This is a genomic window from Mycobacterium paraterrae (assembly GCF_022430545.2).
In the GTDB taxonomy this organism is placed as follows: Bacteria; Actinomycetota; Actinomycetes; order Mycobacteriales; family Mycobacteriaceae; genus Mycobacterium; species Mycobacterium paraterrae.
The window spans coordinates 3,231,600-3,254,693 of sequence record NZ_CP092488.2 but is presented as its reverse complement, the minus strand read 5'-3'; the positions used below and the strand labels follow the sequence as shown (position 1 = coordinate 3,254,693).

Sequence of the window (23,094 nt, the reverse complement as noted above, 5' to 3'; positions counted from 1 at the left end):
GGCGCGAATAGCGCCGCAAGCCTTCAGAACTTCAAGTGCTGGCTGACGTCGCCGAGTTGGTCGACGAACATGACGCGGCTGTCGAACCACCATTTGCCGTCCACGCGGTGGAAGGTGTCCTTGTAGTGACCGGTGACGATGACCTGCAACGGCAATGTCGGCGTCGCCTGGGTGACGGAGTAGTACGAGCTGCTGTGGGCGAGGCCCGCGGATCGGTCGATCTCGAGTTGCACGTTGCTGGTGGCGTGCCGCGTCTTGGGCGTTCCATCCTCGTAGATGTGGATGGCCATCTCGTACATCTTTCGCACTCCGGCGGCACCCTCGAATACCGTCTCCGGCGGCCCATTTTCGACTCCGCAGATGCGTCCGTACGCGAATAGCCCAGCCACGCCGTCCAAGTCGCCCGCATCGAGCAGTTCGGCATATCGGTAGATCAGGTTCGCGATCTGCTGCGCATTGTCGCCGGAGGACACAGCCAGAATCGTGTCAGACGCGCCGCATCGCCGGGTACGTTTCCCGTCATGGGTGAACTCGACAACACGGTCGCGGTGATCACCGGCGCGGCGCGCGGGCAGGGTCGCAGCCATGCCGTCGCGCTGGCCGAACAGGGTGCCGACATCATCGCGATCGACATCTGCGCCGACATCGACGCGATCCCTTACCCGTTGGGCAGCACCGCCGATCTCGAGAAGACCGCCCAGTTGGTCCGCGACACCGGCCGCAAGGTCGTACCCGTTGTCGCCGACGTTCGCGACCTCGCCGCGCTGGAGGCCGGCGTCCGGGGCGGCATCGACGAACTCGGGGACATCGACATCGTGGTCGCCAACGCCGGCGTGGTGGCCATCGGCGACCCGCAGATCCGTGCCGAGCCGGTGTTCACCACCATCGTCGACACCAACCTCACCGGGGTGTGGCACACGCTGCTCGCCACGGTGCCGTCGATCATCCGCAAGGGGCGGGGCGGCTCGGTGGTACTGGTCAGTTCGTCACAGGGCCTGACCGGTCGCGGCGGCGACGGCAGCGCCGCGATGTTCGCCTACGCCGCATCCAAGCACGGCGTCGTTGGGCTGATGCGTTCGGCAGCGAATGCCTATGCGCCACATAAGATCCGAGTCAACTCGGTGAATCCGAGCGGTGTCGCGACACCGATGATCATCAACGACTTCGTGATCAACGGGATGACCGCTAATCCCAATCCCGCCGTGTCGCAGATGCTGCTGCCCGACACTCCGCTGGTCGAGGCGCAAGACGTCACCGAGGCGGTGCTGTGGCTGGTCAGCCCGCGGGCCCGTTATGTCACCGGGATTTCCGTGCCGGTCGACGCGGGCCACCTGGTCATGTAGCGCGTGGTGCGCGAAAGTGCATCTGCCGAACCGTTTGTCGAGTAGCGGCATCGGTCACGACACTCTCGGGGCGCCCAGCGCCTCAGCCGACGAGAACGGCGTAGCGCGGCTTGATCACCTCGTCGATGAGCGCCAATCGCTGGTCGAACGGGATGAACGCCGACTTCATCGCGTTGACGGTGAAGCGCAGCAGATCGCTCCACCCGTAGCCGAACGTCTCGACCAGCAGCGCCATCTCGCGCGTCATCGTGGTGTCGCTCATCAACCGGTTGTCGGTGTTGACCGTGACGCGAAACCGGGTGCGGGCCAACAGGTCGAAGGGATGCTCGGCGATGCTGGCCACCGCCCCGGTCTGCACATTGGAGCTCGGACACATCTCGAGCGGAATCCGCTTGTCCCGCAAAATGGAGGCCAGGCGACCGAGGTGCACCTCTCCGTCATCGGCGACGTCGATGTCGTCGACGATGCGTACCCCGTGACCCAACCGATCGGCACCGCAGAAACCGATCGCCTCCTGAATCGACGGCAGACCGAAGGCCTCGCCCGCATGAATCGTGAAGCGCGCGTTGTTGTTTCGCATGTATTCAAACGCATCCAGGTGACGGGTCGGCGGGTAGCCGGCTTCCGCGCCGGCGATGTCGAATCCGACGACGCCCTTGTCCCGGAACCGGATTGCGAGCTCGGCGATCTCCCGCGACACCGCGGCGTGCCGCATCGCGGTGACCAGGCACCGCACCACGATCGGGCGCCCGGCGGAGGCGGCCGCCTTCTCGCCATCGGCAAACCCGGCGAGCACCGCATCGACTACCTCGTCGAACGACAAGCCCTCGTTGATGTGCAACTCCGGAGCGAACCGCACCTCGGCGTAGACCACTGAATCCTGCGACAGGTCCTCCACACACTCGAAGGCGACCCGGTGCAATGAGTCCGGCGTCTGCATCACCGCGACCGTGTGCGAGAACGGTTCGAGGTACCGCTCGAGCGAGCCGCTGTGCGAGGCGGTGCGGAACCACTGCGCAAGCGTGTCGACCTCGGTCGCGGGCAGGCCGTCGTACCCGATCTGGCCGGCGATGTCGAGCACGGTGGAGGGTCGCAGACCGCCGTCGAGATGATCGTGCAGCAACGCCTTGGGCGCCCGCTTGATCGTCTCGAAACTCAATGGCGTGGTCATCAGGTGATCCGATCGATGATCAGCGGCCGGTCGGCCGGCGGCGTGTCGGCGACGGCGAAGCCCGCGTCCAACTCGGCGATCGCGCCCGGAAACCGTTCCGGCGTATCGGTGTACAGGGTGAACAGCGAGTCGCCCGCTGCCACCGGGCTGCCGGGGCGACGGTGGATCCGCAGGCCCGCGCCAGCCTGGACCGCCTCCCCCGGCCGGGACCTGCCCGCGCCGAGCCGCCACACCGCTAGCCCCACTGCCATTGCGTCGATGTCACCCATTGTGCCGCCTCGAGTGGCGGTGACGGTTTCGGAGTACTTACCAACAGGCAACGGTACGGACAAGTCGCCGCCCTGCGCGGCGACCAACGCCCGGAAGCGGTCCATCGCCGTCCCGTCGCGCAACGTCTGCTCGGGCTCGACACCGTCGATGCCCGCGAGTTCCAGCATTTCGCGCGCCAGCGACACGGTCAGCTCCACGACGTCGGCTGGGCCCCCGCCGTCGAGCACCTCGAGCGCCTCGGCGACCTCGAGCGCGTTGCCGACGGCCGCCCCCAGCGGCCGGTTCATGTCGGTCAGCACCGCACAGGTCGGCAGCCCGTGCTGGGCACCGAGCGCGACCATGGTCTCGGCCAGATCCCGGGATCGGGCTTCCGAACGCATCAGCGCGCCGGAGCCGACCTTGACGTCGAGCACCAACGCGCCGGCGCCCTCGGCGATCTTTTTGCTCATGACCGAACTGGCGATCAGCGGTAACGACTCGACGGTGGCGGTGATGTCGCGCAACGCGTAGAGCTTCGCGTCGGCGGGAGCCAGCCGCCCGGCCGCGAAAATGACCGCACCGACCTCGCTGAGCTGTTGTCGCACTTGCGCATTGGTCAGCGAAGCGGTGAAACCGGCGATCGCCTCCAGCTTGTCGAGAGTGCCGCCGGTGTGCCCGAGTCCACGACCGGAAGCCTGTGGAACCGCGCCGCCGCAAGCGGCGATCACCGACACCAACGGCAAGGTGATCTTGTCGCCTACCCCGCCCGTCGAATGCTTGTCGACGGTGCGCAGCGCCCTACCGTCGCGTCGCAGATCACTGAAGTCGAACTGGTCACCAGAGGCGATCATGGCGACCGTCCACCGGGCGATCTCGCCGTAATCCATGCCACGCAAAAACACCGCCATCAGCAGCGCCGACATTTGTTCGTTGGCGACGTGTCCGTGGGTGTAGGCGTCGATCACCCAGTCGATAGCGTCGTCGGACAGCCTGTTTCCGTCGCGCTTGGTCCGGATCACCGTCGGCGCATCGAGGCGGTTCACGGGCGGCGTCGCTGGTAGTTGTCGAGATCAGCCGGCCCGAACGCGTCGGGCAGCAGGTCGCCGAGCGGCCGCGGCGCGTCCGGATGGTCGACGAGCAGCTCGGGTCCGCCGTGCTCCAGCAACACTTGGCGGCAGCGCCCGCATGGCATCAGCGGCGCTCCCCCGCCGTCCACACATGCCAGCGCGACCAACCTGCCCCCGCCGGTCGTGTGCAGCGCACACACCACGGCGCATTCCGCGCAGAGACCTAGGCCATATGAGACATTCTCCACATTGCAGCCGGTGATCACGCGACCGTCGTCGACGAGTGCCGCTGCCCCGACCGGGAAGCCTGAATAGGGCGCGTACGCGCCCTGCGTCGCGTGAGTTGCCCTGTCGCGCAGCAACTTCCAGTCGATTGCGTCAGCCACGGTTTCGGTACCGCAGGTGCTGGCAGAGCATCCAAAAACCTCGCTCACTGTTGGCTAACTCACACGACCAGCCTAGATTCTGCGTGCACCAAAGCGTGGGCAGACACGAATTACCCGTGGGAAAGACGAGAATGTGCCTACATTGAATCCATCTCGGCCACCAGGGAGGCGCTGATGACGACGACGTCCGCGAATCCGGCTCCACCGGAACAGTCATCGGGATTACGTCGTCTGCGCCGAACGCTCTACCGCGGCGATCCGGGAATGTGGTCCTGGGTCCTGCACCGGATCACCGGCGCCACCGTCTTCTTCTTCCTGTTCATCCACGTGCTGGACACCGCGCTGGTCCGAATCAGTCCGCAGGCCTACGACGAAGTCATCTCGACGTACAAGACGCCGCTGGTCGGCCTGATGGAACTCGGACTCGTCGCCGCCGTGCTCTACCACGCGCTCAACGGCATCCGCGTCATCCTGATCGATTTCTGGGGGCAGGGTCCGCGCTATCAACGTCAGATGCTCTGGGCGATCGCGGTCGTCTGGATTCTGGTGATCATGCCGGCCGCCGTCGTGGTCGCCATCCACATGACGGAGCACTTCCGATGAGCTCTCCCGATCTTCAGCTCGGCCGCGGCCAGGTCGCACCGGTTCGCCAGCGCAGCCACGACCGCCCGGCCGGCCTGGACAATCCTCGCGCGCCGCGCCGACGCAGCGGCATGCCAAATTTCGAGAAATATGCCTGGCTGTTCATGCGGTTCTCCGGCCTCGTGTTGGTGTTCTTGGCGCTCGGGCACCTGTTCGTCATGCTGATGTGGGAAGACGGGGTCTACCGCATCGACTTCAACTACGTTGCGCAACGCTGGCATTCGCCGTTCTGGCAGACCTGGGATCTGCTGTTGCTATGGCTGGCCCAACTGCACGGCGGCAACGGGTTACGCACCATCATCGACGATTACAGCCGCAAGGATTCCACCCGCTTCTGGCTGAACAGCTTGCTGGTGCTGTCGATGATCTTCACGCTGGTGCTCGGCACCTACGTGCTGCTGACGTTCGACCCCAGCATCTCAGCTAGGTAAGCATCTCGGGGTAAGTGAGGCGAACTACACGTGATTAGCGAACACCGATACGACGTGGTGATCGTCGGCGCCGGCGGCGCCGGAATGCGGGCGGCTGTCGAGGCCGGACCACGAGTGCGCACAGCGGTTTTGACGAAGCTCTACCCGACGCGCAGCCACACCGGCGCTGCCCAGGGCGGCATGTGCGCGGCGCTGGCCAACGTCGAGGACGACAACTGGGAATGGCACACCTTCGACACCGTCAAGGGCGGCGACTATCTCGCCGACCAGGACGCGGTCGAGGTGATGTGCAAAGAAGCGATCGACGCGGTGCTCGACCTGGAGAAAATGGGGATGCCGTTCAATCGCACCCCCGAAGGCCGCATCGACCAGCGCCGCTTCGGCGGACACACCCGCGACCACGGCAAGGCGCCGGTGCGGAGATCCTGTTACGCCGCAGACCGTACCGGCCACATGATCCTGCAGACGCTGTACCAAAACTGCGTCAAGCACGACGTCGAGTTCTTCAACGAGTTCTATGCTCTCGACCTGGTACTCAGCGAGACCTCGAACGGTCCGGTGGCCACCGGCGTCGTCGCCTATGAATTGGCCACCGGCGACATTCACGTCTTCCACGCCAAGGCTGTCGTACTCGCCACCGGCGGCTCCGGTCGGATGTACAAGACCACGTCGAATGCGCACACGCTGACCGGCGACGGGATCGGCATCGTGTTCCGCAAGGGACTTCCCTTGGAAGACATGGAATTTCACCAGTTCCATCCGACCGGTCTGGCCGGGCTGGGCATCTTGATCTCCGAGGCCGTGCGCGGTGAGGGCGGCCGCTTGCTCAACGGCGAAGGCGAGCGATTCATGGAGCGCTACGCGCCGACGATCGTCGACCTGGCTCCGCGCGACATCGTCGCCCGCTCGATGGTCCGCGAGGTGCTGGAAGGCCGTGGCGCCGGTCCGCACAAGGACTACGTCTACATCGACGTCCGCCATCTCGGCGAGGAAGTGCTCAACGCCAAACTGCCCGACATCACCGAATTCGCCCGCACCTATCTCGGCGTCGACCCGGTGAAGGAACTGGTGCCGGTCTACCCGACGTGTCACTACGTGATGGGTGGCATCCCGACCACCGTCACCGGTCAGGTGCTGCGGGACAACACCAACACGGTGCCGGGCCTGTACGCGGCCGGTGAATGCGCGTGTGTCTCGGTGCACGGCGCCAATCGACTCGGCACCAATTCGTTGTTGGACATCAATGTCTTCGGTCGACGGGCCGGCATCGCCGCTGCCGCCTACGCCAAGGGGCACGACTTCGTGGAGATGCCGCCGAATCCGGCGACGATGGTGGTCGGCTGGGTGGGCGACATTCTGTCCGAGCACGGCAACGAGCGGGTCGCCGATATCCGCGGTGCGCTGCAGCAGACGATGGACAACAACGCAGCGGTGTTCCGCACCGAGGAGACCCTCAAGCAGGCGCTGACCGACATCCACGCGCTCAAGGAGCGGTACTCGCGAATCTCGGTGCACGACAAGGGCAAGCGCTTCAACAGCGACCTTCTGGAAGCCATCGAACTCGGCTTCCTGCTGGAGCTGGCCGAAGTCACCGTGGTTGGGGCCCTGAACCGCAAGGAATCTCGCGGCGGCCACGCTCGCGAGGACTATCCGAACCGCGACGACGTCAACTACATGCGCCACACCATGGCGTACAAGGACGTCGGATCCGACACGCAACGCACCAAGCTGCTCAGCGACATCCGGCTGGACTTCAAGCCGGTGGTGCAGACCCGATACGAGCCCAAGGAGCGCAAGTACTGATGACTGACGTCGTGGATGCCCCCGCGGGCGACCCGCTTAGCCCTCCCCTGCCCGCGGCCCCTGACGGCTCCGTAATGGTCACGCTGCGGATCGCCCGGTACAACCCGGAAAATCCCGAGCAATACGCCGATTCCGGCGGGTGGCAGAGCTTCCGGGTGCCATGCCTGCCGACCGACCGAGTGCTCAACCTACTGATCTACGTCAAAAGCTACCTCGACGGGACGCTGACCTTTCGGCGCTCATGCGCACACGGGGTGTGCGGGTCCGATGCGATGCGGATCAACGGTGTCAACCGGCTGGCCTGCAAGCTGCTGATGCGAGACTTGTTGCCCAGCAAGCCCAAGAAGGACATCACGATCACGATCGAGCCGATCCGCGGGCTGCCGGTGGAAAAGGACTTGGTCGTCGACATGGAACCGTTCTTCGATGCTTACCGCGCGGTCAAGCCGTACTTGATCACCAGCGGCAATCCCCCGACCCGGGAACGGATCCAAAGCCAGACCGACCGCGCCCGCTACGACGACACCACCAAGTGCATCCTGTGCGCGGCGTGCACCACCAGTTGCCCGGTGTTCTGGAACGAGGGCAGCTACTTCGGCCCGGCGGCCATCGTCAACGCGCATCGGTTCATCTTCGACAGCCGGGACGAGGGGGCCGCCGAGCGGCTCGACATCCTCAACGAGGTCGACGGCGTCTGGCGTTGCCGTACCACGTTCAACTGCACCGACGCCTGTCCGCGCGGCATCGAGGTGACCAAGGCAATCCAAGAGGTCAAGCGCGCACTGATGTTCGCTCGCTGACGCCTCGCGCGCCCAGCAGGGTGAGTGTTGGCAGTTGACGAGGCAGCCCGTCACACATCCGCACGCTGTCTCGTCTGACTGGCATGACACAGAAAACCCGTATCGAGTCCCTGCCCCCGAAACGCACCAATTGGCTGGTGCGCGCAATGTACCGGTACGCCAAACGACGCTTCGGCGAGGTCCCCGAGCCGTTCGCCGTGGTAGCGCACCACCCTCGGCTGCTGGTCGCCAACGCCGTGCATGAGGGCATGTTGCAGTCTGCGTCCCGCAAGCTGCCCTCGAATGTCCGTGACGTGGCGGTGTTCTGGACGGCACGCACTGTCGGATGCTCCTGGTGTGTCGACTTCGGCGCAATGCTGCAGCGCCTCGAGGGGCTCGACGTCGAACGCCTCGAGGACATCGACAATTACGCGAACTCGCCGCGTTTCACCGACGACGAGCGCGCCGCGGTCGCCTACGCCGACGCGATCACCGTCGATCCACACACCGTCACCGACGAACAGGTCGCGGATCTACGCGCGCGCTTCGGCGACGGCGGAGTGATCGAGTTGACCTACCAGATCGGCGTCGAAAACATGCGCGCCAGAATGAATTCCGCGCTGGGCATCACCGAGCAGGGCTTCAACTCCGGCGATGCGTGCCGGGTCCCGTGGGCGGATTCGCCAGCGGCGAGCCGGTGAACTTCTCCGGATTCGCGATATCCCAAAGAGCGCTGACCTTTCCGTCGCGCACTGTCATCGCGGTGATGCGCGGCGTGATCGCCTGATACTCGTCGCCGCCGGACGAGCCGGCGGTGTAGGCACCGAGTTCGCCGTTGACCAAGGCCAGCTGACTCGACGTCATGAAGGCAGGCCCGTAACGCTTCGCGAGCCCGAATAGGAACCGTGCGACCTTGTCCGGTCCGTGGATCACCCGGGCTGCGGTCGGTGCCATCCTGTTCGAATCACCGGTGAACGTCACGTCCGGATGCAGCAGGGCGACAGTGGCCGCCAGGTCCCCGGAGGTGATCGCCGCCATCAGCCTGCCCACGACCTCGTTGTGCGCAGGATCGGGTTTCGGCGGCGGATCGGCGCTCACCGCCCGACGGGCCCGCGACGCCAGCTGACGAGCGGCTGCCGCCGTCGTGCCCAACACCTCGGCGATCTCGGCGAACGGCACCGCGAACCCGTCGTGCAGGACGAATGCCACCCGCTGATCAGGCGACAGCCGTTCGAGCACAACCATCGCCGCGAACCGCGCGTCCTCGTTCGCAACCACCACCGACAACGGATCGTCGCCGTCGAACCCCGTCACCACGGGCTCCGGCAACCACTCACCCAGATAGCTTTCCCTGCGGTGGGCCGCCGACCGCAGGCGGTCCAGACCGAGCCGACTCACGACCGTCGTCAACCAGGCACGCGGATCGGCGATTTCATCGTCGTGCGCGTCCCAGCGCAGCCATGCATCCTGCACGATGTCTTCGGCGTCGGCGACGCTACCGGTGAGGCGATAGGCGACCGACATGAGGTGAGGCCGCGCTGCTTCGAATTCGTTGACCTGGGCGGAGGCCATAGGGCGAGCGTAACGCTGGATCGCCGGACGGTCGTCGCCGCTATTGTGGGCGAGTGCATGTGTTGTCGGTCAATGTGGCGCGAGCGCGCGCCAATCCCGATCCTCGTGCGCTGTCGCCGGTGACCGGCATCGACAAACAGCCCGTCGACGACGCCGTCCTGGTCCGTGTGCCGGGCCATACGCAGCATGATGCCAGCGGCTTGATCGGCGACACCATCGGCAATCCCAAGCTGCACGGCGGACCCGACCAAGCCGTCTACGCCTATGCCCGCGAGGATCTCGACAACTGGGAAGCGCAACTCGGCGTCACGCTCGACAACGGGATGTTCGGTGAAAATCTCACCACCGTGGGCGTCGACCTGACCCAGACCCGGATCGGCGAACGATGGCGCATTGGATCCGGCACGCTGCTGCTGGAAGTCACCGCCCCGCGTACACCGTGCCGAACGTTCGCGTCGTTCCTGGACCGGCCCCGCTGGATCAAGACATTCACCGAGGGGGGTGCGCCCGGCGCATACTTCCGCGTGCTGTCCCCGGGCTCCGTCCGCGCCGGTGACGCGATCTCAGTCGAGCACCGCCCCGACCATGACGTCACCATCGGTCTGGCGTTCACCGCCAGGATGAAAGATCCGGGCCTGGCTCCCGCGCTGCTTCAGGCCGATGCCTTGTCCGCCGAGCTGAAAAGATTTGCGCGTGAACGCGTTACATGAGTGATCACCTCTGGCTGCATTTCGCCAAGCACGGGCCCGACATCGCGCCGCCGGTCATCACCCGCGGCGACGGCGTAACCATCTACGACGACGCCGGCCGGAGTTATCTCGACGGGCTGTCCGGTCTATTCGTGGTGCAGGTCGGACACGGCCGCGCCGAGCTGGCCGAGGCCGCCGCCCGGCAGGCCGGCACGCTGGCCTACTTTCCGCTGTGGGGATACGCCACCCCGCCGGCGATCGAATTGGCCGACCGGATCGCCGGATACGCGCCGGGCGACCTGAACCGGGTCTTCTTCACCAGCGGCGGCGGCGAGGCGGTCGAGTCGGCCTGGAAACTCGCCAAACAATATTTCAAGCTCAGCGGCAAACCGGGCAAATACAAAGTCATTTCGCGTGCGGTTGCCTATCACGGCACACCGCAGGGCGCGCTGGCGATCACCGGCCTGCCCGCCTACAAGACGCCGTTCGAGCCGCTCACCCCGGGCGGATTCCGGGTGCCGAATACCAATTTCTACCGCGCCCCGGAGTGGATGCGGTCCGACGCCAAGGCTTTTGGGCAGTGGGCCGCCGATCGCATCGCCGAGGCCATCGAGTTCGAAGGGCCCGACACTGTCGCGGCGGTTTTCCTCGAACCGGTGCAGAACGCGGGCGGCTCGATCCCGCCGCCACCCGGCTATTTCGAACGAGTCCGCGAGATCTGCGACCACTACGACGTGCTGCTGGTGTCCGACGAGGTGATCTGCGCCTGGGGCCGGATCGGATCGATGTTCGCCTGCACCGAGTTCGGCTATCAGCCTGACATCATCACCTGCGCCAAGGGATTGACGTCCGGGTATTCGCCGATCGGCGCCATGATCGCCAGCGACCGGCTGTTCGAACCCTTCGACGACGGCTCGACGGTGTTCCCGCACGGCTACACGTTCGGCGGCCATCCAGTCTCGGCGGCGGTCGCGCTGGCCAATCTCGACATCTTCGAAAGAGAAGGCCTCAACGCCCACGTCAAGCGTCAGGCTCCGGCGCTGCGCGCAACACTGGAGCGGCTGTACGACCTGCCGATCGTCGGTGACGTCCGGGGCGAGGGCTTCTTCTACTCGATCGAGCTGGTCAAAAATCAGGTCACCCGCGAAACGTTTACTCGGGACGAGGCCGCAAAGCTGTTGCCACACATCGCCTCTTCGCTATTCGCGGCAGGCCTGTACTGCCGCACCGATGACCGCGGCGACCCCGTGGTCGTCATCGCCCCGCCGCTGATCAGCGGGCAACCCGAGTTCGACACCATCGAGGCAACCCTGCGAACCGTGTTGAAGGACGCCCTGTGAGCGCGCCAGCGACCCGAACCGACGCCGCATGAGCGGCGCCCATGAGGAGGAGTGGCGCAGATGACTAAGCCGCCCATCGATCCGATCCGCTGGCAGCCGCCTGCCTCGAGACCGCTGCCCGAACCGAATCTCACTGCGGCGCTGCACATCGTGGACGTTCCGGGCACCGCCGCCGAAGACGTCGTCGCCGACGCCGCGGGCAACATCTGGACCGGTGTCGAGGACGGACGCATCGTCCGGATCAGCCCTGACGGCAGCTCGGCGCATGTGGTCGTCAGCACCGGTGGGCGACCGCTGGGCCTGGCCGTCACCCGCGACGGTCGTCTGCTGATCTGCGACAGCCACCGCGGACTGCTGCGCTATGACCCGGTCAGCGGCGCGCTGGAAACGCTGGTCGCCGAGGTCGGCGGCCGCAAGCTCACGTTCTGCTCGAACGTCGTCGAATCATCGGATGGCACAATATTTTTCACCGAGTCGACGAGCCGCTTCTACTACGAGTACTACAAGGCCTCGATCGTCGAAGCACGGCCGACCGGCGCGCTGTTCCGGCGTGATGTCGACGGGACGGTCACCGAGCTGGTCGGCGACCTGCACTTCGCCAACGGTGTCACGCTGACCGCCGACGAGTCGGCAGTGGTGTTCGCCGAGAGCGCCGGATGTCGGGTGTCGAAGTTCTGGCTCACCGGCGACCGCACCGGAACGGTCACCCCGTTGGTCACCGAGTTACCGGGCTATCCCGACAACATCTCGACCGGTCTGGACGGCAGGATCTGGGTGGCCCTGGTGTCGGACCGCAATGCGCTCAGCGAATGGCTTGCCCCGCGCGCCCCGATCATTCGCCGCGGGATGTGGAAGCTTCTGCCCTACAGCTGGCTTCCCGACCCGAAGCCGACGGTGTGGGTGGTCGGGTTCGATCCCGACGACGGGCACGTCGTCGTTCAGCTGCACAGCCAGCATCCCGACTTCGGACTGGCCACAGGGGTGGTGGAAACACCGGGACGACTCTGGTTGGGCCGCATCGGCGGCCCGGGAATCGCCTACCTCGATTTGCCACATCCGTAACAACAGTCACAGCGCGGCTCCCGGGAATCGGGCCGGCGATCGCCTAGTCTGCACCCATAATGGCGATCTTCAGAACTGCATCGTGCCTGGCAGCGGCGGGTTTCATGCTGAGCACCCCGGCGCTGCTCGGCATGCCGGCAGCGTTCGCGGAGCCCAGCCCCGGGCAAGGGCCAGTCCACGACCTGTGCCCGTACAAGGTGGCAACCCCGGCCGCGGTCGATTCGTCGGAGGTCCCGCAGGCCGGCGAGCCGCCGCTGCCGCTGCCGGTGCCGCCGTCGCCGATCGGCGGTAACGCGCTCGGAGGCTGCGGGGTGGTCACGGCGGCGGATACCCCGCCGGTACCCGGCGACATCTCGGCCGAGGCCTGGGTGGTGGCCGACCTGGACAGCGGCGCCATCGTCGCGGCTCGCGACCCGCACGGCCGGCACCGCCCCGCGAGCATCATCAAGGTGCTCGTCGCGATGGCGTCGCTGCGTGAGCTCAACATCAACAAGGCCGTCGACGGCACGCCTGAGGATGCCGCGGCCGAAGGCACCAAGGTGGGCGTCGCGCCGGGCGGCACCTACACCGTCAATCAGTTGCTGCACGGGCTGCTCATGCACTCCGGTAACGACGCCGCGCACGCGCTGTCCATGCAATTGGGCGGCATGCCGGTCGCGGTGGACAAGATCAACGCGCTGGCCGCAAAACTGGGCGGCAAAGACACCCGCGCCGCCACCCCGTCGGGCCTGGACGGCCCCGGCATGAGCACCTCGGCCTACGACATCGGGCTGTTCTATCGATTCGCCTGGGAGAACCCGACTTTCGCCGACATCGTGCACACCGAGAAGTTCGACTTTCCCGGCCACGGCGACAGCCCCGGCTACGTGCTGGAGAACGACAACCAACTGCTGTACCACTACCCGGGAGCGCTCGGCGGCAAGACCGGCTACACCGACGACGCCGGGCAGACCTTTGTCGGCGCCGCGAACCGTGACGGGCGACGCCTGATGGCGGTGTTGCTGCACGGCACCCGTCAGCCGATCGCGCCCTGGCAGCAGGCCGCCCATCTGCTCGACTACGGGTTCGCGACCGCGCCAGGCACACGGGTCGGAACGCTCATCGAACCCGATCCCGCGCTCGCCGCGCCGAAGCCCGCAGCATCGGGCGACAACGGCAACGGGCCCGCCGCCAACGCAGCCGCGCTGATACCCAGTGCGGATGCGCTGCCGATTAGGGTCGGTGTCGCGGTGATCGGTACGGTCGTCGTGTTCGGCTTGATCATGGTCGCGCGTTCGATGAACCGACGGCCCCAGCACTAGAGCAGCGGCGTGGGAAACCCCGGGGCGACCCACTCCGGAGGGGAGATTGTGAGCCGCATCGGCCAATCACTGCGAACCCGGCGGCGATTGCTGATCGCCGTCACGGCGGCGGCGCTGGGCGTGATCTGCGGCTACGACTTGTCCAACATCGCCGGCGCGCTGATGTTCATCACCAACGATTTCAGCCTCACCGTCCGCAAGCAGGAGCTCCTGACGACGATGGTGGTGATCGGCGAAATCTGCGGTGCACTCAGCGGCGGATTCATGGCCAACGCGATCGGGCGCAAACGGTCGATGATGCTGGTGGCGGGCGGTTACGCGGTGTTTTCGCTACTAGGTGCCGCCGCGGCGTCCATGCCGTGGCTGATGACCGCACGGATGCTGCTGGGGATGACGATCGGGCTGTCCGCCACCGTAACGCCGGTCTACATCGCGGAATCGGCGCCCGCGCGGTTGCGCGGTTCACTGCTGGTCACGTACCAGGTGGCGACGATCCTCGGCATTATCGGCGGCTACCTGTCGGCGTTCGCGCTGGCGGATTCGGGCAGCTGGCGCTGGATGCTCGGGCTGGCCGCCGTACCGGCGCTGCTGGTCCTGCCGCTGCTGGCCAACATGCCCGACACCGCGCGCTGGTATCTGTTCAAGAACCGGATCGACGATGCCCGCAAGTCGTTGCTCCGGATCGAACCCAACCGCGACGTCGAGCAGGAGCTTGCGGAGATTGCCGACGCGATGCGCGAAGAACGCGGCGGATCCATCCTGGAGATGCTGCGCATGCCGTACCTGCGTGCCACCGCATTCGTCGTCGGGATCGGATTCTTCGCCGAGCTGAGCGGGATCAACGGCATCATCTACTACAGCCCGCTGCTGTTCCAGGCCATGGGTTTCGAGGGCAACTTCTCGCTGCTCGTCTTGCCCGCGCTGATCCAGCTGGCGTCGCTGGCCGCAGTGGTGGCCTCGCTGCTGCTGGTCGACCGGATCGGACGCCGGCCCATTCTGCTGTCCGGCATCGCCGCCATGATCGTCGGCGACGCCATCATGGTCGGCGTGTTCGCCGCCAAATCCACGGCGGTGTCCGGCCTCGGCTATGTCGGGCTGGTCACCTTCACCATGGGGTTCACCTTCGGCTTCGGCGCGCTGGTCTGGGTCTACGCCGGTGAAAGCTTCCCGGCCCACCTGCGGTCGCTGGGCTCGAGCGCCATGCTCACCGCCAACCTGACGGCCAACGCGCTGATCGAGTCGACGTTTTTGACCATGCTGAACAGTCTCGGGGGCGCGTGGATGTTCACGATTCTGGGCCTGCTCGCCGTTACCGGATTCTTCCTCATCCATCGGTTCGCACCAGAGACCAAAGGACGACAGCTCGAAGAGATCCGCCACTTCTGGGAGAACCACGGCCGTTGGCCCGACGAAACTCCCGTGGCGGCACCAGATGTACCGGCATGCCGCTGATCGCGGCCGGGTCGGTCGTACTCGAGCAGGGTGTCTGCCGGCCGGGCTGGGTGCATACCGCGGACATTGAGATCGTGGGGTGCGGCGCCGGCCCGGCGCCGGGGGTGCCCGACGTCGACTGGCCCGACGCGACCATCGTGCCCGGCTTCGTCGACATTCACGTACACGGCGGCGGCGGCGCCTCCTACATCACCGGCGACGTCTCAGAGATCATGGGCGCGGTCAACTTTCACCGCGAGCACGGCACCACGACGACGCTGGCCAGCCTGGTGACGGCGGCCCCAACCGATCTGCTGGCCGGAGTGCGACGGCTCGCCAACGCGACGCGCGCGGGCCTCGTCGCCGGCATTCATCTCGAGGGGCCCTGGCTCAGCACCGGCCAGTGCGGAGCGCACGATCGAGCCCAAATGCGTGACGCCACATCCGCCGAGATCGACGCGCTGCTGGCCGCGGCCGACGGGACCATCCGGATGGTCACCCTGGCTCCCGAGCGCCCCGGCAGCGATGACGCGATCGAGCAGCTGGTCGACGCCGGAGTGGTTGTGGCGCTGGGCCATACGGACGCGACCTACGAACAGACCCGCCGCGCCATCGACCTGGGCGCCACGGTGGGCACGCACCTGTTCAACGCGATGCGGCCGCTGCATCACCGCGAACCGGGACCCGCACTCGCGTTGCTCGAGGATCCGCGAGTCACCGTGGAGCTGATCGCCGACGGCGTTCACGTCCATCCGGCCGTCGTGCACGCAACGGTCCAGGCGGCCGGAGCCGACCACGTCGCGCTCGTCACCGACGCCACCGCTGCGGCCGGCGCTGCGGACGGCGAATATCAATTGGGGGCAGTGCCGGTCGATGTCGTCGACGGCGTCGCGCGGGTGCGCGGCACCTCGACGATCGCCGGCAGCACCGCGACCATGGATCGGCTCTTCGGCATGGCGGCCGGCTTCGGTTCCGACCGGGACGCCGCGTTGCTCGCGGCGGTACAGCTGACCTCGACGACTCCCGCGCGGACGCTCGGCTTGCGCCGGGTCGGTTGCCTGCGCGTGGGCAACGACGCTAATCTCGTCGTCCTGCAACCTGATTGGCGCGTCAGCGCAGTCATGGCCAAGGGCAGTTGGCTCGCGGACAACTAGCCTTTGCTACCGTCGACGGGGTCAGCATCTGATACCGGACGAGGCGCACCGTACCCGGCCAGCGACAAGACGGCGCGGGAAAGGCGTGCGATGGCCTGGCTGATCTTGGTGGCGTCGGGCATTCTCGAAGCGGTGTGGGCAACGGCGCTGGACCGCTCCGTAGGCTTCTCCCGACTGATCCCTTCGCTCATTTTTGCGGTGGCACTGCTGTTTTCGATGACCGGGCTCGCGGTCGCGATGCGTACCCTGCCGACCGGAACCAGCTACGCGGTCTGGGTCGGCATCGGCGCGGTGCTCACGGTCGGCTACGCGATGCTGACCGGCGAGGAGACGGCCTCGCCGGCCAAGCTGGTGCTGATCGCCGGGGTGGTCGGCTGCATCGCGGGGCTGAAGGTAGTGGGTTAGTCGGCGCCTGACGCCGAGGAGAACCACAACCGTTGCTCCACTTGGCATTTGAACAGCAAGGCTTTGCACACCGCGTCGCAGCGCCGGCCATCGGCACCGAGCGCATACCGCGCATGGCATTGTTAAACGCGCCGCTGATCCGAAAAGGCGCATACGCGCGGCACGTGCACTAGATTCTTGCGCAAGGAGCAGTTCGGCAGCCAGCTGCTCGCGGAGACCGTGCTGATGTCGGGGGGCGAGTCATGCAGCGATCAACGCTGGTGAAATTCGGCGTCGTCAGCGTTGTCGTTTTCATCGTTGCCACGTACGCGGGCTTGATCGTCCTGTTCGCCGACACCGTGCAGAGCGCATCGGCCAACAACCTCTCCGACAGTTCTGACACAGCCGATCAGACGATCGCCACGTTCACCGCCGAAGAGATGCAGCCAACCAATAGCGCGGTCGTGGCCAACCTGGCGGTCACTCCCGGAGCGGCGTACCTCGATCCACAGACCCACCGCCTCAACCAGGATCTCATCCTCGCCATCAGATCCGCGGCACAGCCCAACCGCCGCGAGTTCGCCAAAGGGACACTGCCCGGCGTCTTTCCGGTGCCGCTGACTCTCGCGGGACACCTCGAACGCTGGCCTTTCGACCAATATCATTCGGGCCCCATCGAGGTGCAGATCATTCACGACGGCAACGGTTCCAACCAGACTGAACTCATACCGGTGACGTTCATCGATCACGTCCCGGGACTCATCGTCAGCTCCAGCCAGATTCCCGGACAGCGTGCGTACCGACTGACGGTGCGCCGGTCGCTGAGCCACGCGGTCATCGCCGTCGTCGTCGTGGCGGTGCTCGTCACCCTTGCGGTGCTTGCCCTGGTGGTCGCGATCCAGACCGCTCGGAATCGTCGAAAGTTCCAGCCGCCGATGACAACTTGGCTGGCGGCGATGCTATTCGCCGTGATCCCGCTTCGCAACGCGCTTCCCGGCGCGCCACCGTTCGGAGCCTGGGTCGACGTTGCGGTCGTGCTGTGGGTGATCGTGGCGCTCGGGATGGCCATGCTGATCTACATCGATTGCTGGTGGCGCCACCTCAAGCCCGAGCCCGCGACACCGCCGACGAACTAGTCGACCCGTTCGCGGCGGGTCAGCCACGAAAGGCTAAGCGCACCAACGGCCCCCACGAGAACAGCCATCGCCAGCTGGCGCGCCCTGAGTAGATCGCCCGGTGGCAGCTGGGGAACGTTCACCACGACCTCCGGCTCTGCAGCCGGCGGCGGCTCGTCGTGGTCGTCGAGCGGATGACCGTCCGACGTCGCCGCCCAGGCCGTCGCGTAGAGCAGCAGCCGCGCGGTGACATTCGCAAACACCATCAGGCCCAACACCGGGCCGAACGTGGCGCCGGCCGGGCTGCGGAGCACCGACCTCAGGTAGAACGTGGCGAACAGCTTGAACAGTTCGAAGCCCACCGCCGCGACCAACGCCGCCCGAACCGACGTACGAAAGTTGACCGGATAACGCGGGAGTCGGGCGATCATCCACCCGAATACCAACCAAGACAACAGGAAAGACACCAGCAGGGACGCCGCGCGCAGCACGACGTCCAGTATCGGCACGTCGTGCACGCCGATGAGGCGCAACAGCCGGGCCATCGGAGCCGCACCGGCCAGCGCGCTGAGCGCCAGCGTCGCGAAGATCGCCACGAACGACGACACCATCGCGCCGAAATCGGAAACTTTGGTGCGCAGGAAGCCTTTCGAGCCGTCGCTCTGCCGCCACAGTTCCGTCAGAGCGACCCGGAGGTTGCCCATCCAGCTCAGACCAACCCACACCGCCACGGCGAGACCGATGACCCCGACCGAGGTCCGCGCCTGAATCGCCGAATTCATCAGGTCGAGCATCTGCTGCCCCAGCACGCCGGGCACCGAGTGCCGGACCTTCTTGTCGATCGCATCCAGCATTTCCGGGTGCTGGAACAGCAGGAAACCGGCGGCGCTGAAACCGACCATCAGCAAAGGGAACAACGCGAAGATCGTGTAGTAGGTCAGCCCGGCCGCGAAAAAGTTGCCCTGGCATTCGTCGAACCAGTCGTTGGCCCGAATCGCGTGATCGAGCCACCCGTACCGCGTCCGCAGTCGATCGAGAATGCCTGGTTTGGCGGGTTCGCTCATGACCTACTCGCTACGGACGTCTGGGTAGAAAGCCTAACCGGTCGTATACCCGGTCTACGGTCTTGCTAGCCACGTCTTCGGCGCGCGCGGCCCCCGCCGCGAGCACGCCTTCCAGTTCCGCGGGGTCGGCCAGCAACTCGTCGACACGCTCCTTGATCGGGGTGACGAATTCGACCACGGCGTCCGCGGTGTCCTTCTTCAGGTCCCCGTAACCACGTCCGGAGTATCCGTCGACGAGCGTGGCGACTTCCACGCCGGTGACCGCGGACTGGATGCTCAGCAGATTCGAGACCCCGGCCTTGGCCTCGGGGTCGAATCGGACTTCACGCTCGCTATCGGTCACCGCAGAGCGAATCTTCTTGGCGGACAACGCCGGAGGGTCGAGCAGGCTGATCAAGCCCGCATCGGTGGCCGCTGATTTGCTCATCTTCGACGACGGGTCTTGCAGGTCGTAGATTTTCGCGGTGGCCTTCGGAATCAGCACCTCGGGAACCACGAACGTGTCCGGGTAGCGCGCGTTGAACCGCTGTGCGATGTCGCGGGCCAGCTCGAGGTGCTGACGCTGATCCTCGCCGACCGGCACCAGCTCGGCGTCGTAGGCCAACACATCGGCGGCCTGCAATACCGGGTAGGTGAACAGGCCGACCGTGGTCGCATCGCTGCCTTGGCGCGCCGACTTGTCCTTGAACTGCGTCATCCGGGAGGCCTGGCCGAATCCGGTGAAGCAGCCGAGCACCCAGGCGAGCTGCGAATGGGCAGGCACGTGACTCTGCACGAAGATCGTGCTGCGGGCCGGGTCGATGCCGAGCGCCAGATACTGCGCGGCGGTGACCAAAGTCCGGCGGCGTAGCACGTCGGGATCCTGCGGGACCGTGATCGCGTGCAGGTCGACGACGCAGAAGAACGCGTCATGGTCTTCCTGCAATTGCGCCCACTGCGTGACGGCACCCAGCGCATTTCCGAGGTGGAGCGAGTCGGAGGTGGGCTGTACACCGGAGAAGACCCGGCTGGTTCCAGAGGTGCTGCTCATGATGCCCAATCTTTTCACGCCCCGCACCGGCGCTTCTTGCAGTACCGCAGGTATCGGCTTTAATGTCGGCTGCATGATCAACCGCGCGCCCATCCACCTCGGTGCCGGCGAACCGGTCCTGCTGCTCCATCCATTCCTGATCTCTCAGGTGGTCTGGAACGACGTCGCCCAGCAGTTGGCCGACACCGGCGACTACGAGGTCTTCGCCCCGACGATGGCGGGCCACAACGGCGGCCCCAAGTCCGGCACCTGGTTCTTGAGCTCCGCGGTGCTGGCCGACCACGTCGAGCGGCAGCTCGACCAATTGGGTTGGGACACCGCGCATATTGTCGGCAATTCGCTGGGCGGCTGGGTGGCATTCGAATTGGAGCGACGCGGGCGGGCCCGCACGGTCACCGGCATCGCGCCCGCTGGCGGGTGGACCCGCTGGACCCCGGCCAAGTTCGAGGTGATCGCCAAGTTCGTGGCGGGAATGCCGTTCTGGGCGTTCGCCCGTTTCCTGGGTCCCAAGGCTCTGCGGCTGCCCGGCACCCGCGGGCTGGCGACGCTGCCGATCAGCGGGCGCCCCGACGGCGTCACCGACGAGCAACTCGCCGCGATCGTCGACGACGTCGCGCACTGCCCGGCCTACTTTCAGCTGCTGGTCAAATCACTGTGGAACCCCGGGCTGCTCGAGCTGGCCCAGACCGCCGTGCCGGCGCACCTGGTGCTGTGCCAGAGGGACCGGGTATTCCCCGGGCCGCGCTCGCACCGCTACTTCCGGGCCCAGCTCCCGGAGGGCACCCGCATCACCGAACTCGACGGCGTCGGGCACATCCCGATGTTCGAGGCGCCGGCGCGGGTCACCGCAGTGATCAACGACTTCCTGAGCGAGCACATCCAGCGCCCACACGCGGTGGATCCGTCGGCCAGCTAGCCGACCGACCCGGCACGCGCGCGCTGCTCCACGATCGTCAGCGCACGGTCGGCCCAGCGGACGTTCTCTTCTTCGTAGGAGATTCCGCGCAGCAACGTCAGATACGGCCCCACCCGCGGCGCAGTCGCCAGAAATTCCTCTTCACTGCGACCGTCCAGAATCCGGGTCCGAAGGCGTTCGTAGCGTTGGACTTTCGCCTCCGCCCGCTCGCGGCGATCGGCAATCAGGTCGTGCACGGCAGCCGCGTCTCCGACGTCGAACGCCGAGACCTTGATCAGCAGTTCGTCGCGGATTGCCGACGGCTTGGGCGGCCGGGCGGTGAACTCGCGGATCGCCTCGTGACCCGCGTCGGTCAGCGAGAACATCCGCTTGTTGGGCCGCCGCTCCTGCTCGACGACGCGGGCCTGGATCAGCCCCTGCTCGGCGAGACGCTCGAGTTCGCGGTACAGCTGCTGCGGCGTGGCCGCCCAGAAGTTGGCGACCGACGCGTCGAAATCCTTGGCCAGGTCATAGCCGGACGACTCGCCCTCGAGGAGCGCGGCCAGCACGGCATCGCGTAGCGACATCACCTCATCGTACAACTACGATTAGTCAACAAAGTGATTATTCGCCTATGGACATACGAGCGGGCAAGTCCTAATGTCGAGCACACCTACTCAACTAATTGACCATTCGAGGTGTCCGATGCATCCCTTCCGCAAGGCGGTCGAAGAACGCGACGAAGCCGCCATCCAAGCCATGCTCGCCGACGACGTCGTGTTCACCAGCCCGGTGGCGTTCAAGCCCTACGCCGGCAAGCCGATCACGGCGGCGATCCTGCGCGGCGTGCTGCGGGTTTTCGAGAATTTCCGGTACGTGCGCGAAATCCACGACGGCGACACCCACGCGCTCGAATTCGAGACCGGCATCGTCGGCTCCCCTGGCGTCACCGTCAACGGCTGCGACTTCATCCATGTCAATGCGGACGGTCTGATCGACGACTTTAAGGTGATGGTGCGACCGCTTTCCGGAGCGACGGCCTTGTCCGAAGCGATGGGCGCACAATTTCCGAGGATCCAGCAGGAAGCCGTCGAACTGGCCGACCAGTTCGCCCGGGCCTAGAGGCAAAGGAGCAGCCAGGCATGCGCATCGGACTAGGAATCAACTATGCGGGCGGATTCAAGGAGGTGGCCGCCGAGGTAGCCGACCTCGAGCGGGCCGGCCTCGACATCGTCTTTGTCCCCGAGGCATATTCCTACGACGCGGTGAGCGCGCTCGGCTACCTGGCGGCCAGCACCGACCGGGTCGAGTTGGCATCGGGCATTCTGCAGCTCTACACCCGTACGCCCACGCTGACCGCGATGACCGCGGCCGGTCTGGACTACGTCTCCGACGGTCGTTACGTGCTCGGTCTCGGCGCCTCCGGGCCGCAGGTGATCGAGGGATTCCACGGCGTCCGCTACGACGCACCGATCGCCCGGACCCGCGAGGTCATCGAGATCTGCCGCGCGGTCTGGCGGCGCGAGAAGCTGCAGTACCAGGGCGACCACTATCAGATCCCGTTACCCGCCGAACAGGGCACCGGGCTGGGCAAGGCCTTGAAGCTGATCAATAAGCCTGTGCGGGAACGCATTCCGATCCTGATTGCCGCGCTGGGACCCAAGAACGTAGAGCTGGCCGCCGAGCTCGCTGAGGGGTGGCAGCCGATCTTCTTCCTTCCCGAGAAGGCGCAGGATGTCTGGGGCAAAGCGCTGGCCGCCGGTCAGGAAAAGCGCGACCCCACACTGGGTGACCTGCAGGTGTTCGCCGGCCCGACCCTGGCCATCGGCGAAAATGTCGAGCCGCTAAGGGAAATCGTCAAGCCGCACCTGGCGCTCTACATCGGTGGCATGGGCGCCAAGGGCAAGAACTTCTACCACACGCTGGCCACCCGCTACGGGTACGGCGCCCAAGCCGATCGCATTCAAGAGCTCTACCTGGCCGGCGACAAAGAGGCGGCCGCCAAGGCGGTCCCGGACGACCTGGTGCGCGACGTATCGCTGATCGGGACGCCCGGATTCGTCAAAGAAAGGATCGCGGCTTTCCGCGAGGCCGGGGTGACGACGCTGAACGTGGTGCCGATCGCGGGAACCGCCAACGAGCGGGTGAAGCTGATCGACACGCTGCGCGGGCTGGTCGACTGACCC

24 protein-coding genes, 1 pseudogene and 1 riboswitch are annotated in these 23,094 nt (G+C 66.1%); of the genes and pseudogenes, 17 read left to right on the top strand and 8 right to left on the bottom strand.

What is annotated here, in order from left to right; translation table 11 throughout:
* Nucleotides 1-23 precede the first annotated feature (23 nt).
* Nucleotides 24-473 carry a nuclear transport factor 2 family protein gene (locus MKK62_RS15695; protein ID WP_240259204.1) on the bottom strand — a complete coding sequence of 150 codons (450 nt, stop codon included), beginning with the start codon at nucleotides 471-473 and terminating at the stop codon, nucleotides 24-26.
* 48 nt (nucleotides 474-521) lie between these two features.
* Between MKK62_RS15695 and MKK62_RS15690 the strand changes: the two genes are divergently transcribed.
* Complete coding sequence (locus MKK62_RS15690) at nucleotides 522-1,343, top strand: mycofactocin-coupled SDR family oxidoreductase (protein ID WP_240259206.1); 822 nt, start codon at nucleotides 522-524, stop codon at nucleotides 1,341-1,343.
* A gap of 82 nt (nucleotides 1,344-1,425) precedes the next feature.
* Here MKK62_RS15690 and MKK62_RS15685 read toward each other — a convergent pair whose 3' ends face one another.
* From MKK62_RS15685 to MKK62_RS15675, 3 genes are read right to left on the bottom strand one after another with little or no spacing between them, the layout of a single operon-like run.
* Entirely contained in the window at nucleotides 1,426-2,514 is a 1,089-nt protein-coding gene (locus MKK62_RS15685) for an adenosine deaminase (RefSeq protein ID WP_240259208.1), read from the bottom strand.
* Nucleotides 2,514-3,806, bottom strand: a complete 1,293-nt coding sequence (locus MKK62_RS15680; RefSeq protein WP_240259210.1) for a thymidine phosphorylase — start codon at nucleotides 3,804-3,806, stop codon at nucleotides 2,514-2,516. The genes MKK62_RS15685 and MKK62_RS15680 overlap by 1 nt, the downstream gene beginning before the upstream one ends.
* Complete coding sequence (locus tag MKK62_RS15675) at nucleotides 3,803-4,216, bottom strand: cytidine deaminase (RefSeq protein ID WP_240259212.1); 414 nt, start codon at nucleotides 4,214-4,216, stop codon at nucleotides 3,803-3,805. The genes MKK62_RS15680 and MKK62_RS15675 overlap by 4 nt, the downstream gene beginning before the upstream one ends.
* Nucleotides 4,217-4,390: 174 nt before the next feature.
* Here MKK62_RS15675 and sdhC point away from each other — a divergent pair, with 174 nt between their 5' ends.
* The 5 genes and pseudogenes from sdhC to MKK62_RS15650 all read left to right on the top strand — a co-directional run.
* Nucleotides 4,391-4,819, top strand: coding sequence for a succinate dehydrogenase, cytochrome b556 subunit (sdhC, locus tag MKK62_RS15670; RefSeq protein ID WP_240259214.1), 429 nt, complete (start codon nucleotides 4,391-4,393; stop codon nucleotides 4,817-4,819).
* Nucleotides 4,816-5,289, top strand: coding sequence for a succinate dehydrogenase hydrophobic membrane anchor subunit (locus tag MKK62_RS15665; protein ID WP_240259215.1), 474 nt, complete (start codon nucleotides 4,816-4,818; stop codon nucleotides 5,287-5,289). The genes sdhC and MKK62_RS15665 overlap by 4 nt, the downstream gene beginning before the upstream one ends.
* Nucleotides 5,290-5,319: 30 nt before the next feature.
* Nucleotides 5,320-7,092: a succinate dehydrogenase flavoprotein subunit gene (sdhA, locus tag MKK62_RS15660; protein ID WP_240259225.1), complete on the top strand. Its 1,773-nt coding sequence runs from the start codon at nucleotides 5,320-5,322 to the stop codon at nucleotides 7,090-7,092.
* The gene (locus tag MKK62_RS15655) at nucleotides 7,092-7,892 is read left to right on the top strand and encodes a succinate dehydrogenase iron-sulfur subunit (RefSeq protein ID WP_240259227.1); all 801 of its coding nucleotides are present in this window, start codon (nucleotides 7,092-7,094) and stop codon (nucleotides 7,890-7,892) included. The genes sdhA and MKK62_RS15655 overlap by 1 nt, the downstream gene beginning before the upstream one ends.
* 68 nt (nucleotides 7,893-7,960) lie before the next feature.
* Nucleotides 7,961-8,572 (top strand): annotated as a pseudogene (locus MKK62_RS15650) (carboxymuconolactone decarboxylase family protein); the annotation flags it as partial.
* Here the strand turns inward: MKK62_RS15650 and MKK62_RS15645 are convergent.
* A complete protein-coding gene (locus tag MKK62_RS15645) occupies nucleotides 8,514-9,443 on the bottom strand; it encodes a sigma-70 family RNA polymerase sigma factor (protein ID WP_240259230.1) in 930 nt (309 codons plus the stop codon). The pseudogene MKK62_RS15650 and the gene MKK62_RS15645 overlap by 59 nt on opposite strands.
* 59 nt (nucleotides 9,444-9,502) lie before the next feature.
* Here MKK62_RS15645 and MKK62_RS15640 point away from each other — a divergent pair, with 59 nt between their 5' ends.
* From MKK62_RS15640 to MKK62_RS15605, 8 genes are all read left to right on the top strand, one after another.
* Nucleotides 9,503-10,153: an MOSC domain-containing protein gene (locus MKK62_RS15640; protein ID WP_240264127.1), complete on the top strand. Its 651-nt coding sequence runs from the start codon at nucleotides 9,503-9,505 to the stop codon at nucleotides 10,151-10,153.
* Complete coding sequence (locus MKK62_RS15635) at nucleotides 10,150-11,472, top strand: aspartate aminotransferase family protein (RefSeq protein ID WP_240259232.1); 1,323 nt, start codon at nucleotides 10,150-10,152, stop codon at nucleotides 11,470-11,472. Before MKK62_RS15640 ends, MKK62_RS15635 begins: the two co-directional genes overlap by 4 nt.
* 60 nt (nucleotides 11,473-11,532) lie before the next feature.
* Nucleotides 11,533-12,534, top strand: a complete 1,002-nt coding sequence (locus MKK62_RS15630) for an SMP-30/gluconolactonase/LRE family protein (RefSeq protein WP_240259234.1) — start codon at nucleotides 11,533-11,535, stop codon at nucleotides 12,532-12,534.
* 59 nt (nucleotides 12,535-12,593) lie between these two features.
* A complete protein-coding gene (locus MKK62_RS15625) occupies nucleotides 12,594-13,835 on the top strand; it encodes a D-alanyl-D-alanine carboxypeptidase family protein (RefSeq protein WP_240259236.1) in 1,242 nt (413 codons plus the stop codon).
* A gap of 48 nt (nucleotides 13,836-13,883) precedes the next feature.
* Complete coding sequence (locus tag MKK62_RS15620; protein WP_240259245.1) at nucleotides 13,884-15,287, top strand: sugar porter family MFS transporter; 1,404 nt, start codon at nucleotides 13,884-13,886, stop codon at nucleotides 15,285-15,287.
* A complete protein-coding gene (gene nagA / locus MKK62_RS15615; RefSeq protein ID WP_240259259.1) occupies nucleotides 15,278-16,420 on the top strand; it encodes an N-acetylglucosamine-6-phosphate deacetylase in 1,143 nt (380 codons plus the stop codon). Before MKK62_RS15620 ends, nagA begins: the two co-directional genes overlap by 10 nt.
* Nucleotides 16,421-16,435: 15 nt before the next feature.
* A riboswitch (guanidine-III (ykkC-III) riboswitch) is annotated at nucleotides 16,436-16,499 on the top strand.
* Nucleotides 16,500-16,510: 11 nt separating this feature from the next.
* Complete coding sequence (locus MKK62_RS15610; protein WP_240259261.1) at nucleotides 16,511-16,825, top strand: DMT family transporter; 315 nt, start codon at nucleotides 16,511-16,513, stop codon at nucleotides 16,823-16,825.
* 242 nt (nucleotides 16,826-17,067) lie between these two features.
* On the top strand, nucleotides 17,068-17,940 hold the full coding sequence (locus tag MKK62_RS15605; protein ID WP_240259263.1) for a DUF4436 domain-containing protein: 873 nt from the start codon (nucleotides 17,068-17,070) through the stop codon (nucleotides 17,938-17,940).
* Here the strand turns inward: MKK62_RS15605 and yhjD are convergent.
* Together yhjD and trpS are read right to left on the bottom strand one after the other, a co-directional pair.
* Nucleotides 17,937-18,983, bottom strand: a complete 1,047-nt coding sequence (gene yhjD / locus MKK62_RS15600) for an inner membrane protein YhjD (RefSeq protein WP_240259272.1) — start codon at nucleotides 18,981-18,983, stop codon at nucleotides 17,937-17,939. The two genes, MKK62_RS15605 and yhjD, sit on opposite strands and share 4 nt — an antisense overlap.
* 10 nt (nucleotides 18,984-18,993) lie before the next feature.
* Nucleotides 18,994-20,013, bottom strand: coding sequence for a tryptophan--tRNA ligase (gene trpS, locus MKK62_RS15595; protein WP_240259274.1), 1,020 nt, complete (start codon nucleotides 20,011-20,013; stop codon nucleotides 18,994-18,996).
* A gap of 73 nt (nucleotides 20,014-20,086) precedes the next feature.
* Here trpS and MKK62_RS15590 point away from each other — a divergent pair, with 73 nt between their 5' ends.
* Nucleotides 20,087-20,929 (top strand): alpha/beta fold hydrolase, encoded by an 843-nt coding sequence (locus tag MKK62_RS15590; RefSeq protein WP_240259276.1) that lies wholly within the window; start codon nucleotides 20,087-20,089, stop codon nucleotides 20,927-20,929.
* Here MKK62_RS15590 and MKK62_RS15585 read toward each other — a convergent pair.
* Nucleotides 20,926-21,495: a PadR family transcriptional regulator gene (locus MKK62_RS15585; protein ID WP_240259278.1), complete on the bottom strand. Its 570-nt coding sequence runs from the start codon at nucleotides 21,493-21,495 to the stop codon at nucleotides 20,926-20,928. The two genes, MKK62_RS15590 and MKK62_RS15585, sit on opposite strands and share 4 nt — an antisense overlap.
* A gap of 118 nt (nucleotides 21,496-21,613) precedes the next feature.
* Here MKK62_RS15585 and MKK62_RS15580 point away from each other — a divergent pair, with 118 nt between their 5' ends.
* Both MKK62_RS15580 and MKK62_RS15575 read left to right on the top strand, forming a co-directional pair.
* Nucleotides 21,614-22,030 (top strand): nuclear transport factor 2 family protein, encoded by a 417-nt coding sequence (locus MKK62_RS15580; protein ID WP_240259280.1) that lies wholly within the window; start codon nucleotides 21,614-21,616, stop codon nucleotides 22,028-22,030.
* A gap of 20 nt (nucleotides 22,031-22,050) precedes the next feature.
* Nucleotides 22,051-23,091, top strand: coding sequence for an LLM class F420-dependent oxidoreductase (locus tag MKK62_RS15575; RefSeq protein ID WP_240259282.1), 1,041 nt, complete (start codon nucleotides 22,051-22,053; stop codon nucleotides 23,089-23,091).
* The last annotated feature ends 3 nt before the right edge of the window (nucleotides 23,092-23,094 follow it).

Excerpts from the sequence above, each read along its gene's own strand:
- MKK62_RS15690 (WP_240259206.1), top strand. The coding sequence starts at position 522 with ATGGGTGAACTCGACAACACGGTCGCGGTGATCACCGGCGCGGCGCGC.
- MKK62_RS15685 (WP_240259208.1), bottom strand. The coding sequence starts at position 2,514 with ATGACCACGCCATTGAGTTTCGAGACGATCAAGCGGGCGCCCAAGGCG.
- sdhC (WP_240259214.1), top strand. The coding sequence starts at position 4,391 with ATGACGACGACGTCCGCGAATCCGGCTCCACCGGAACAGTCATCGGGA.
- MKK62_RS15665 (WP_240259215.1), top strand. The coding sequence starts at position 4,816 with ATGAGCTCTCCCGATCTTCAGCTCGGCCGCGGCCAGGTCGCACCGGTT.
- MKK62_RS15655 (WP_240259227.1), top strand. The coding sequence starts at position 7,092 with ATGACTGACGTCGTGGATGCCCCCGCGGGCGACCCGCTTAGCCCTCCC.
- MKK62_RS15645 (WP_240259230.1), bottom strand. The coding sequence starts at position 9,443 with ATGGCCTCCGCCCAGGTCAACGAATTCGAAGCAGCGCGGCCTCACCTC.
- MKK62_RS15635 (WP_240259232.1), top strand. The coding sequence starts at position 10,150 with ATGAGTGATCACCTCTGGCTGCATTTCGCCAAGCACGGGCCCGACATC.
- MKK62_RS15630 (WP_240259234.1), top strand. The coding sequence starts at position 11,533 with ATGACTAAGCCGCCCATCGATCCGATCCGCTGGCAGCCGCCTGCCTCG.
- MKK62_RS15625 (WP_240259236.1), top strand. The coding sequence starts at position 12,594 with ATGGCGATCTTCAGAACTGCATCGTGCCTGGCAGCGGCGGGTTTCATG.
- nagA (WP_240259259.1), top strand. The coding sequence starts at position 15,278 with ATGCCGCTGATCGCGGCCGGGTCGGTCGTACTCGAGCAGGGTGTCTGC.
- MKK62_RS15610 (WP_240259261.1), top strand. The coding sequence starts at position 16,511 with ATGGCCTGGCTGATCTTGGTGGCGTCGGGCATTCTCGAAGCGGTGTGG.
- MKK62_RS15605 (WP_240259263.1), top strand. The coding sequence starts at position 17,068 with ATGCAGCGATCAACGCTGGTGAAATTCGGCGTCGTCAGCGTTGTCGTT.
- yhjD (WP_240259272.1), bottom strand. The coding sequence starts at position 18,983 with ATGAGCGAACCCGCCAAACCAGGCATTCTCGATCGACTGCGGACGCGG.
- trpS (WP_240259274.1), bottom strand. The coding sequence starts at position 20,013 with ATGAGCAGCACCTCTGGAACCAGCCGGGTCTTCTCCGGTGTACAGCCC.
- MKK62_RS15590 (WP_240259276.1), top strand. The coding sequence starts at position 20,087 with ATGATCAACCGCGCGCCCATCCACCTCGGTGCCGGCGAACCGGTCCTG.
- MKK62_RS15585 (WP_240259278.1), bottom strand. The coding sequence starts at position 21,495 with ATGTCGCTACGCGATGCCGTGCTGGCCGCGCTCCTCGAGGGCGAGTCG.
- MKK62_RS15580 (WP_240259280.1), top strand. The coding sequence starts at position 21,614 with ATGCATCCCTTCCGCAAGGCGGTCGAAGAACGCGACGAAGCCGCCATC.
- MKK62_RS15575 (WP_240259282.1), top strand. The coding sequence starts at position 22,051 with ATGCGCATCGGACTAGGAATCAACTATGCGGGCGGATTCAAGGAGGTG.